Annotated in this window: 12 protein-coding genes; 4 read left to right on the top strand and 8 right to left on the bottom strand. The window is 39.1% G+C overall.

Annotated features, from left to right (window positions below):
- Positions 1-32: 32 nt before the first annotated feature.
- The 3 genes from HMPREF2837_RS08730 to HMPREF2837_RS08720 are packed head-to-tail and all read right to left on the bottom strand — an operon-like array spanning position 33 to position 1,832.
- Positions 33-596 (bottom strand): ECF transporter S component, encoded by a 564-nt coding sequence (locus HMPREF2837_RS08730; protein WP_075230865.1) that lies wholly within the window; start codon positions 594-596, stop codon positions 33-35.
- Positions 580-1,131 (bottom strand): phosphopantothenoylcysteine decarboxylase, encoded by a 552-nt coding sequence (coaC, locus tag HMPREF2837_RS08725; RefSeq protein ID WP_075230864.1) that lies wholly within the window; start codon positions 1,129-1,131, stop codon positions 580-582. Before coaC ends, HMPREF2837_RS08730 begins: the two co-directional genes overlap by 17 nt.
- Before the next feature lie 11 nt (positions 1,132-1,142).
- Positions 1,143-1,832, bottom strand: a complete 690-nt coding sequence (locus HMPREF2837_RS08720) for a phosphopantothenate--cysteine ligase (protein ID WP_075230863.1) — start codon at positions 1,830-1,832, stop codon at positions 1,143-1,145.
- A 232-nt stretch (positions 1,833-2,064) separates the two neighbouring features.
- Between HMPREF2837_RS08720 and HMPREF2837_RS08715 the strand changes: the two genes are divergently transcribed.
- Entirely contained in the window at positions 2,065-3,735 is a 1,671-nt protein-coding gene (locus HMPREF2837_RS08715; protein WP_075230862.1) for a formate--tetrahydrofolate ligase, read from the top strand.
- A gap of 90 nt (positions 3,736-3,825) precedes the next feature.
- Here HMPREF2837_RS08715 and lysS read toward each other — a convergent pair whose 3' ends face one another.
- From lysS to HMPREF2837_RS08690, 5 genes are all read right to left on the bottom strand, one after another.
- Complete coding sequence (gene lysS, locus HMPREF2837_RS08710) at positions 3,826-5,316, bottom strand: lysine--tRNA ligase (RefSeq protein ID WP_075230861.1); 1,491 nt, start codon at positions 5,314-5,316, stop codon at positions 3,826-3,828.
- Between the two features lie 134 nt (positions 5,317-5,450).
- On the bottom strand, positions 5,451-6,077 hold the full coding sequence (locus HMPREF2837_RS08705; protein WP_075230860.1) for a histidine phosphatase family protein: 627 nt from the start codon (positions 6,075-6,077) through the stop codon (positions 5,451-5,453).
- A 3-nt stretch (positions 6,078-6,080) separates the two neighbouring features.
- A complete protein-coding gene (locus tag HMPREF2837_RS08700; protein ID WP_075230859.1) occupies positions 6,081-6,560 on the bottom strand; it encodes an aminoacyl-tRNA deacylase in 480 nt (159 codons plus the stop codon).
- Complete coding sequence (locus HMPREF2837_RS08695; RefSeq protein WP_049548943.1) at positions 6,560-7,402, bottom strand: DUF368 domain-containing protein; 843 nt, start codon at positions 7,400-7,402, stop codon at positions 6,560-6,562. Before HMPREF2837_RS08695 ends, HMPREF2837_RS08700 begins: the two co-directional genes overlap by 1 nt.
- Before the next feature lie 109 nt (positions 7,403-7,511).
- On the bottom strand, positions 7,512-8,312 hold the full coding sequence (locus HMPREF2837_RS08690) for a glycoside hydrolase family 25 protein (protein ID WP_075230858.1): 801 nt from the start codon (positions 8,310-8,312) through the stop codon (positions 7,512-7,514).
- 155 nt (positions 8,313-8,467) lie between these two features.
- On the opposite strand from HMPREF2837_RS08690, the gene glmU reads away from it, so the two are divergent.
- From glmU to macP, 3 genes are read left to right on the top strand one after another with little or no spacing between them, the layout of a single operon-like run.
- A complete protein-coding gene (gene glmU, locus HMPREF2837_RS08685; protein ID WP_075230857.1) occupies positions 8,468-9,847 on the top strand; it encodes a bifunctional UDP-N-acetylglucosamine diphosphorylase/glucosamine-1-phosphate N-acetyltransferase GlmU in 1,380 nt (459 codons plus the stop codon).
- Positions 9,848-9,856: 9 nt separating this feature from the next.
- Positions 9,857-10,420, top strand: coding sequence for an NUDIX hydrolase (locus tag HMPREF2837_RS08680; RefSeq protein WP_075230856.1), 564 nt, complete (start codon positions 9,857-9,859; stop codon positions 10,418-10,420).
- Positions 10,413-10,724, top strand: a complete 312-nt coding sequence (gene macP, locus HMPREF2837_RS08675) for a cell wall synthase accessory phosphoprotein MacP (protein WP_060955683.1) — start codon at positions 10,413-10,415, stop codon at positions 10,722-10,724. The genes HMPREF2837_RS08680 and macP overlap by 8 nt, the downstream gene beginning before the upstream one ends.
- Positions 10,725-10,731: the final 7 nt, after the last annotated feature.

The raw sequence follows: 10,731 nt of genomic DNA, 5'->3' as shown, positions 1-10,731 counted from the left end.
AATTGAGAGGCTAGGACTTTTGTCCCAGCCTCTTATTTTTTGATTTTTTCAAGTCTCGGAACAATAACTAGGGTGAGTATTGCTGAGATAATCAGTTCTGCGATAGAGTTTGTTGAGATAACAGTAGCTAATAGTTTCTGGATATTTCCGTCAAAAACATTTCCAAAGAGGAAGAAGATACCGCCTAGTACAAATACAGTATTAGTAAGGGAACCAAGTGCTCCCGCAAAGATAAGCCCCGTCTTGTTTCTGAGGAGTTTATAGACAAAGTATGGTGTCAAACCGATTAAGATACGAGGAATAATAGCAATAGCAAGTGAAGCTAGATTCCCATTTGGTACAAAAGGAGAGAAAAGGTAGCTAGTTGGGAGAATAGTGATCGTATTGACAGTCAAGCTAATCATTCCCATCAAGAAACCTAAGATAGCCCCAATCCGTGGTCCGTAGATGATACTAGCAATGATGACCGGGATATGGACAATGGTTGGTTTAATTGGGAAAGGCAAGACATTAAAGACAATAGAGCTCAGCAAATGAATGACAATCATGCTGGCAAAAAAGATAGCAATAGGAGCAATATTAGAGCGTTTGTTCATGAAGTTTTTCCTTTATCAGTTGTAAAATAGTATCAAGATCAGCAAGAGCACCCCGTCCTACATCGCCACAGGCCAGTAGGGATTCTTTTGGAGCAATAATTGTATAACCATAAGTTTCTAAAGTTTTTAAGTTTGTTTGAGTTGCTGGATGGTCATACATTTTGGTATTCATAGCAGGTGCCACTAGTTTTGGAATATAGTGGGGCAAGGCAAGAGCAGTAGAGGTTACCATATTGTCGGCAAAACCATATGCTACTTTTGCAATCGTATTAGCGGTAGCAGGGGCAAGGATAAACAAATCTGTTTCTTTGCCAAGTTCGATATGATTGACTTTGTCAGGATAAGGTTCCTGCATAACATCCAGATGTACGGTATTTTGAGATAGGACTTGAAGGGTTAAAGGTTGAATAAAGGCAGTCGCAGCCTGGGTCATAAGTACCGAAACAGAATGCCCCTGTTTCTTCAAGTTACTAACCAAATCAGCAGCCTTGTAAGAAGCGATAGAGCCTGTAACAGCGAGTGTAATACGAGCCATAATTTTCCTTTCTAACGATCAAGTTCTTGAATGCTCTTGGTTAACAAGTCAGCAATTTCTTGCTTGCTAGTAGCAAGCTGATAATCTTTTTCTTCTACTAGATAAGCTAGGTGCTGAGTCGCATTAATCTGAGTGAGGTCATTAGCGACAATTAAGTCAGCTTGATTCTTTTCAAGACTTTCTCTAGCGATTTGAATCAGATGCTCCTTGGTAACATCTACAAGGAGTTTAAAGCCAATGAGATGGATACTTGGATTCCATTCTTTAACAAGAGAGATGATCTTTGGATTTTTCTTGAGAAAAAGGACTTGTACCTCATCCTTAGAGGAGATCTTTGTTTCCATATTTTTCTTATGCAAAAATTCACTTAAATCTTGACTTGCTTGAACTTCATCGAGACCAGTCATGTAAACAGGACTATAGTCAGAGACTGCCATGGAATGAATCAAAACTTGATAATCAGGAACAATCCGTTTCATCTCTCGAAGTAAATCGGAAGTGTTTTTGATTTCAATGATGGATAAATTCGAGTGTGGTTCTGGTTTTAGTGCTTGTTGCGTAGTAATCAGACAAACTTGGTGACCAGCCTTTAGTAAAGTCTCAGTTATTACTTTACCAAGTCTACCAGTAGAGTGATTGGTAATGGAGCGAACTTGATCTATTGCTTCACTTGTACCACCAGATGTAACTAAAATTTTCATAGAACTATTGTACAAAAAAATGAGCAGTAAGTAAAATGAAAGCGATAAAATATTATGTAAAATCCTAACTTTAATCCATAGTTAAAACTTATAAAGGCATATAAAAATTTAAATAGTAGCCGATAAATCCTTTGAGGACGCTATATTTACGAACGTTATCAAGCTTTATGTATGTTAAAAATCTTGTTTTGTGTTATAATGAATTAACACATTTGAGGTAGAGGAGTTTGTTATGAAAACAGATATTGAAATTGCACAGAGTATCGAGTTAAAACCAATCGTTGATGTTGTAGAGAAACTAGGCATCTCTTACGATGATTTAGAATTATACGGAAAATATAAGGCTAAACTTAGCTTTGATAAAATTCGTGAGGTTGAGGCAAATCCAGTTGGTAAATTGATCCTGGTGACAGCTATCAACCCAACACCTGCTGGTGAAGGAAAATCAACTATTACCATCGGACTTGCTGATGCTTTGAATAAGATTGGTAAGAAAACCATGATTGCCATTCGTGAACCTTCTCTTGGTCCTGTAATGGGGATTAAAGGTGGTGCAGCTGGTGGTGGTTATGCTCAAGTACTACCAATGGAAGATATCAACCTTCACTTTACTGGGGATATGCACGCTATCACAACTGCAAACAATGCTCTCTCTGCCTTGATTGACAATCACTTGCACCAAGGAAATGAGCTAGGAATTGACCAACGTCGTATTCTTTGGAAACGTGTTGTTGACTTAAACGACCGTGCTCTTCGTCATGTAACTGTTGGACTCGGTGGTCCTCTTAATGGTATTCCTCGCGAAGATGGATTTGATATCACAGTTGCTTCAGAGATCATGGCTATCCTTTGTTTGGCAACTGATATTGAAGATTTGAAACGTCGTTTGGCTAATATCGTCATCGGCTACCGTTATGATCGCACACCAGTTTCAGTTGGTGATTTACAGGTTGAGGGTGCCTTGGCATTGATTTTGAAAGATGCTATTAAACCCAACTTGGTTCAAACAATATATGGTACACCTGCATTCGTACACGGTGGCCCATTTGCCAATATCGCTCATGGTTGCAACTCTGTATTAGCAACAAAAACTGCTTTACGTTTAGCAGATTACACAGTGACAGAAGCTGGCTTTGGTGCAGACCTTGGTGCAGAGAAGTTCCTGGATATCAAGACTCCAAACTTGCCAACAGCTCCAAGTGCAGTAGTCATTGTAGCGACTCTTCGTGCCCTTAAAATGAATGGTGGAGTTGCTAAAGATGCTCTGACAGAGGAAAATGTGGAAGCAGTACGTGCTGGATTTGCAAACTTGAAACGCCACGTTGAGAATATCCGTAAGTTTGGTATTACAGCAGTTGTTGCTATCAATGAATTTGTATCTGATACAGAAGCTGAAATCGCAGCCTTGAAAGAACTTTGTGCTTCAATCGATGTACCAGTCGAATTAGCGAGCGTATGGGCTGATGGAGCTGAAGGAGGAGTGGCTTTGGCTGAAACTCTCGTCAAAACAATTGACGAAAATCCAGCAAATTATACACGTTTGTATGACAACGACCTTTCTGTTCAAGAAAAGATTGAAAAGATTATCACTGAAATCTATCGTGGTAGCAAAGTAAACTTTGAGAAGAAAGCTAAAACCCAAATTGCACAAATCGTTCAAAATGGTTGGGATAAATTGCCAATCTGTATGGCTAAGACACAGTACAGTTTCTCAGATAATCCAAATGCACTTGGAGCACCTGAAAACTTTGAAATTACTATTCGTGAATTGGTACCAAAACTTGGTGCAGGCTTTATCGTTGCCCTTACTGGTGATGTCATGACCATGCCTGGACTTCCAAAACGTCCTGCCGCTCTCAACATGGATGTTGAAAGTGATGGAACTGTTCTTGGATTATTCTAATTGAACAACAAAAAGACAAGCTCAAAATCGAGTTTGTCTTTTATTTGAATACTAAAAAATCTCCTAGAATGTAACTAGGAGATTTGTATTTTATTTCATAGTTGGGAAGAGCAATACATCACGGATAGTAGTAGTATCAGTGAGGAGCATGCAGAGACGGTCGATACCGATTCCCAAACCACCTGTTGGAGGCATACCGTATTCAAGGGCTTCGATGTAGTCGTAGTCAATACCTGTAGCTTCATCGTCACCAAGTTCTTTGGCTTTGGCTTGAGCTTCAAAACGGCTAAGCTGGTCGATTGGGTCGTTCAACTCAGTAAAGGCATTTCCGTATTCTTTAGTCATGATGAAGAGCTCGAAACGATCAGTAAAGCGATCATCTTCAGGGTTCTTCTTAGCAAGTGGAGATACAGCTACTGGATGACCATAGACAAAGGTAGGTTGAATCAAAGTCTCTTCAACAAATTCTTCAAAGAAAGCATTGATGATATGACCAACTTCAGTATAGTGTTTTTCAACTGGAACTTTCTTTTCAGCTGCGATTGCCTTAGCTTCTTCTAAAGTCATATCTTTCCAGAAATCAACACCTGTAATTTCCTTGATTGCATCAACCATGTGTACACGTTTAAATGGTTCATTGATCTTGATCTCAGTTCCTTGATAGTTGACTGGACCATCACCTTTAACTGATTTAGCAGCGTGTTGGATAATGCCTTCAGTTAAGTCCATAATGTCTTGGAAGTCTGCATAAGCTTGGTAAACTTCGATAGAAGTGAACTCAGGGTTGTGTGTAGCATCCATTCCTTCGTTACGGAAGATACGGCCAATCTCATAAACACGTTCCATACCACCGACGATAAGACGTTTTAAGTGAAGCTCAGTCGCGATACGAAGCACCATATCAATATTTTGAGCATTGTGGTGAGTGATAAATGGACGCGCAGATGCTCCACCAGCCTCATTGTGAAGAACAGGTGTTTCAACTTCAAGGAAACCTTTTTGATCAAGGTAACGACGGATTTCAGAGATGATTTTTGAACGAGTAACAAAGCGTTCAAAGCTTTCACGGTTAGAAATCAAATCAAGGTAACGTTTACGGTAGATGGTTTCAACGTCAGTTAGACCGTGGAATTTTTCAGGAAGTGGACGAAGAGCTTTAGACAAGTGAGTGATGTGTGTAGCCTTGATAGAGAGTTCTCCCATATCCGTACGCATAACTTCACCTTCGACACCAAGGAAGTCTCCTAAGTCAGCCTTTTTAAAAATTTCGTAGTTTTCTTCACCGACAGCATCCTTACGAACGTAGATTTGGATTTGACCTTCGCGGTCTTGAAGGTGGGCAAATCCAACCTTACCTTTACCACGTTTTGTTACTAAGCGTCCTGCAATAGTAGCAGTTTCGTTCAATTCATGTAGTTGTTCCTTATCGAGGTCAGCATATTTATCTTTTAATTCTTGTGAGTTAGCAGTGCGTTCAAATCGTTTACCGAATGGATCGATTCCTTGTTCGCGGAGCGCAGCCATTTTTTCACGGCGAACGATCTGCTGGTCATTTAGTTCTTCCATATGTTCTGTTGACATTTTTTCCTCCTAGTTTTTACTCAATTCTTGATACGATGAGTCTTTTTTGCGATACTCCCATTTTATCATAAAAGTTAAATAAATTCACGGATATTCTACAAAATCTAAAAAGAACTTAACAGTGATTGCTAAGTTCAGTTATTATCTTGATAAGAAGTGTCGTTCCAGACTATGAGGTTGAAGTTTTTAAAGTCTTGGGTTTCCAGAATAGTAACACTTGCATTTGCTAAACCACCATCTTTTCTAAGTAGTGGAGTATCATAGCCAAGAAGAGATTGAATGCTGGCTGTGAGATTGGCTCCGTGACCGACGATTAAAACATGATCAAAATCTTGATCTTGAAGTGATTTAACAAAATTGATAGTTCGTTGTGTTGTTTGATAAACGGACTCAGCACCAAACATAGTCGAATCAAACTTCGCTAAATTGCTACGGAGAGCATTCATTTGATCGGGATAGATTGCTTTTAAAGTTGCAAATTTTGCTCCTTCAAGTTTTCCAAGTTGCCATTCTCTTAGAAGGGATGTTTCTTGTAAGGGACAGCTATCTTTCAGTTGACTTTGGATAATCTGAGCAGAAGTTACGGCACGAGGAAGATCACTAGAATAAATCACATTAAATGGAATTTCCTGGAGATACTGGCCCAATTGTTTTAAGGTCTCAATGGATTTCTCAAGGAGTGGTGAGTCACCACTTGCCCCTTGAAAACGTCCTTCAAGATTCCAAAGAGTTTTACCGTGGCGAACAAAGTATAGTTTCATTGATCATTGTCCTTCTATAATATCTGCAAATTCTGCTTTAACAAAGCTTGCAAGGTCTTTTGGGTTGATAATAATACTATGCCCAACTTCACCTGCCGAAACGATCATTTCTTCAAGCTCAAGTGCACTTTGATCGATAAAGATAGGGTAGTTATGTTTTTGACGAATTCCAACTGGATTATTGGCGCCATGGATATAGCCTGTTGTCTTTTCGAGGTCTTTTTGTGGAATCATGCTGACTTTCTTATTACCAGAAATCTTAGCAAGCTTCTTTTCAGAAAGGTGTTCAGTGATAGGAAGAATGCCGATAATGGGTCCAGTCTTATCTCCCAGAAGTGCTAGAGTCTTAAAAATCTGACTCTTTTCATAACCTTGAGGCATCTCACCTTCCAGGGCATTAATTTGAATACCCGTATGGTTTATTCCTGCCTTGGTTAAAATTTGTTGGACCAAGGTTTTCTTGACTTTTACTTTTTTTGCCATTATTTATACTTATCCTCCAATTGACTCATCCAGATTCCCAACCAAATCCCTAGTGCGAAGAAGAAAGCAATCAGTACATATGAAACTAGTGACAAACCACTGTAACTAATACTTTCAGCATTGCCAGCGTTTGGAATAAGGATCAAAAGTGTACTTGATAGTACAATTCCAATGATAAAATGATACACACGTGAGTGATATAGGCGAAGAGCGTAGTCCATGAATTTTGAGAAGATAATCAGAGTGATAAGAAGCCCAATCCCAATTGGTAAGAAGGTTCCTAACAAATCAAAAGTCTTGAACCCTGTTAACATAGGGCCATAAAGGCCAAGAATCAAGAGAAGATTAGAAGGACTAAGCCCTGGAACCAAAATTCCAAGCGCCAACAAACAACCAGCCAGTGTAAAGTTAAGGAAGCTTGCAGATAGAGAACCAACTACAAAATTCAAGGCGTAGAGGGCAAGACCTGAGATGATGAAGGTTGCCCAAAACCATATGTGGTCAACCTTATCTCTATCAGAATCACGAGTTGATTCTTTGACAAGACTTGGGCTGGTACCAATGATGGCACCAGCAAAACTCCACAATACAAACACTTGATAATTCTCTAAAAGATACTCGATTGGATAGGAGAAGAGTCCAATACCTAGTAACATCCCAATGCCGACAGGAAGGAAAAAGAGCACATCTTCTTTTAAATTCTTAAAAGGATGGGCAAGAAAACGAATCATTCTTTCATAAATTCCCAAGATAGCGGCAAGAACGCCACCAGAAATCCCTGGTAGAATGAAACCTAGGGCGATTACAATTCCCTTAATAATTTTTGATAGCCATGATAACATAGAGGGCCTCCGAGATTTATATTCTATATAGATAAAACAGTGATTTAATACTGAAAAATAAAGAAAAGCAAGCAGAAAGCAATGTCTGACTTGCTTATTGTGATAGTGATTAAGGATTTAAAAACAATTTTCTAAAGGTTTCTTCCTTGTTCTTTGATGAAGAAATAAGGTTCAAATCGAGGTGATGTTCAAACCCACCAAGATTTCCATGGGAAGTGTATTGGTGAAGGTCGTAGCTAAGATCTGTTTTTGGAGCACTCTCATAGTAACCTGAGTTGGTTCCATAGGAAGGTATCCAGATAGCCGAGTAATTATCAACGCTGATACTATGTTCCTCCATAAAGTAAACACCAACATAGATACCAATATTTTTTGCTCCCAATGAAGCTAATTTGGCACGAAAGGCCTCAACTCCCTGATTCATGTCAGACATAGTCTTGTCTTCAACATCAAGCCAATAGTAGCTAGGATTATAGGGAGAAGCAGCATTATAGAAGACTTCAGCAGCTTTTTCCATTTCTTCGACATTTTTACCAGCTACATAGGCATAAACAGCGACTGGAATATTTCGTTTTTGAAATTCTGTGATGTGTTCTTTATAAGCCTTATCAACCCCATTTTTAAATGAAGCATCGTTTTCAACAGAAGCTTGAGCTCCACTATGAACCCGAACGATTGCACCTGAAATATTTTGAGTTAAGGTGTCATAATTGATCTCAGATGGTCTTTGCCAGCCAGAAACATCAATAATCGGCTTGTTGATATTATGTAAAGCTTGAGTTTCTACTTGAACTGGATTTTGCTTTGTTTTGACTGGATGGTCTTCAAACTTGGGTCTGTTAATGATTAAAATACCCACGATAGTCGCTAATACAGTAAAAATAAAAACAGGATTTATTTTCTTTCTCATACTTTTATAGTGTATCGTAAATGGTGAAAAAAATCAAAAAAAATACTCAAAATCCTCTAGGAAATGCGATGTTTTATAGCACTTGCCCTCTTTTGTGTTTGAAAGAGCAAAAATATGATATAATTAAAAGGAATTTCTATAGAAAAGAGAAAAATATGGCAAATTATGCAGTTATTTTAGCAGCGGGTAAAGGTACTCGTATGAAATCAGATCTACCAAAAGTCATGCACAAGGTTGCAGGAATTTCTATGCTGGAGCATGTTTTTCGTAGTGTTGGGGCAATTAAGCCTGAAAAAACAGTAACGGTTGTAGGACATAAAGCAGAACTAGTGGAGCAAGTTTTGGCTGGTCAAACTGATTTTGTGAGACAATCTGAACAATTAGGTACAGGTCATGCAGTCATGATGGCTGAGCCAATTCTTGAAGGACTTTCCGGACAAACATTGGTTATTGCTGGTGATACACCACTAATAACTGGTGAAAGTCTAAAGAACTTGATTGATTTCCACGTTAATCACAAGAACGTAGCTACAATTCTTACTGCAGAAGCTGAAGATCCGTTTGGTTATGGGCGTATTGTTCGTAACGAGAATGCTGAAGTACTTCGTATCGTGGAGCAGAAAGATGCGACTGATTTTGAAAAACAAATCAAGGAGATCAATACAGGAACCTATGTCTTTGATAATGCTCGTCTTTTTGAAGCACTTAAGAATATCAATACCAATAACGCTCAAGGCGAATACTACATCACAGATGTGATTGGTATTTTCCGTGAAGCAGGGGAAAAAGTTGGTGCTTATACTCTAAAAGACTTTGATGAAAGTCTCGGAGTTAATGACCGTGTTGCCCTTGCGACAGCTGAAGGCATTATGCGTCGCCGTATTAACCAAGCGCATATGGTCAATGGGGTTAGTTTTGTGAATCCTGAAGCTACTTACATTGATATTGATGTTGAAATCGCTCCAGAAGTTCAAATCGAAGCAAATGTAACCCTCAAAGGTTCTAGTAAGATTGGTACAGGAACTGTTTTGACCAACGGAACTTATATCGTTGATAGTAGCATCGGAGCAGGAGCAGTGATTACCAATTCAATGATTGAGGAAAGCTCAGTTGCTGATGGCGTTACAGTTGGTCCTTATGCTCATATCCGTCCGGGATCAAGCCTTGCAAAAGATGTGCACATTGGAAACTTTGTAGAAGTCAAAGGATCTAGCATTGGTGAAAATACAAAAGCTGGTCATTTAACTTATATTGGTAACTGTGAGGTTGGTAGTGATGTCAACTTCGGTGCAGGAACGATTACTGTAAATTACGATGGTCAACACAAATTTAAAACAACCATTGGAAACAATGTTTTCGTTGGATCTAATTCAACTATCATTGCTCCAGTAGAACTTGGAGATAACTCTCTTGTTGGAGCAGGTTCAACCATTACTAAGGATGTCCCAGCTGATGCCATTGCTATTGGACGAGGTCGTCAAGTCAATAAGGATGAATATGCAACTCGCCTCCCTCATCATCCTAACAATAAATAGGAGCTAACGATGGAATTCGAAGAAAAGACTATAAGTCGTAAAGAAATCTATAAAGGACCGATCTTCCAATTGGTTCAAGACCAGGTTGAACTCCCTTCTGGCAAAGGTAGAGCGCAACGTGATTTGATTTTCCACAATGGAGCAGTTTGTGTCCTTGCAGTCACTCCAGAAAATAAGATTGTCCTTGTTAAACAATATCGCAAAGCGATTGAAAAAGTCTCTTATGAAATTCCTGCAGGTAAACTTGAAATCGGGGAGAATGCAGATCCAGAAGCAGCAGCCCTTCGTGAGTTAGAGGAAGAAGCAGCCTATACTGGCAAATTAAGCCTTGTCTATGATTTTTACTCAGCGATTGGATTTTGTAACGAGCGCTTAAAACTTTACTTGGCAAGCGATTTGACAAAAGTTGAAAATCCTCGTCCTCAGGATGAAGATGAGACTTTGGAGTTGCTTGAAGTCAGTCTTGACCAAGCTAAAGCACTGATCCAGTCAGGAGATATTTGTGATGCCAAGACCATCATGGCTATCCAGTACTGGGAATTACAAAGAAATAGTGGAGGAACCCATGGGTAAACCTTTATTAACAGATGAAATGATTGAACGTGCCAATCGAGGAGAGGACATCTCAGGTCCTCCCTTGCTAGATGATGAGGAAACTAAGATTTTACCGACTTCTTCTCAAAATTTTGGCTATTCGCGAACCAGAGATCATGGTTTTAGCCAGGATACACTGACCATCGAAGTTGAACCTTCTATTCACAAAAGTCGTCGGATTGAAAATACTAAGAGAAATGTCTTTAATTCTAAATTAAACAAGATTCTTTTTGCAGTCATTTTTCTTTTGATTTTGTTAATTCTAGCAATGAGATTTATTTAAGGGGTCT

Source organism: Streptococcus sp. HMSC071D03, from assembly GCF_001812125.1.
In the GTDB taxonomy this organism is placed as follows: Bacteria; Bacillota; Bacilli; order Lactobacillales; family Streptococcaceae; genus Streptococcus; species Streptococcus pseudopneumoniae_N.
This window is presented reverse-complemented; position numbering and strand designations above follow the sequence as displayed.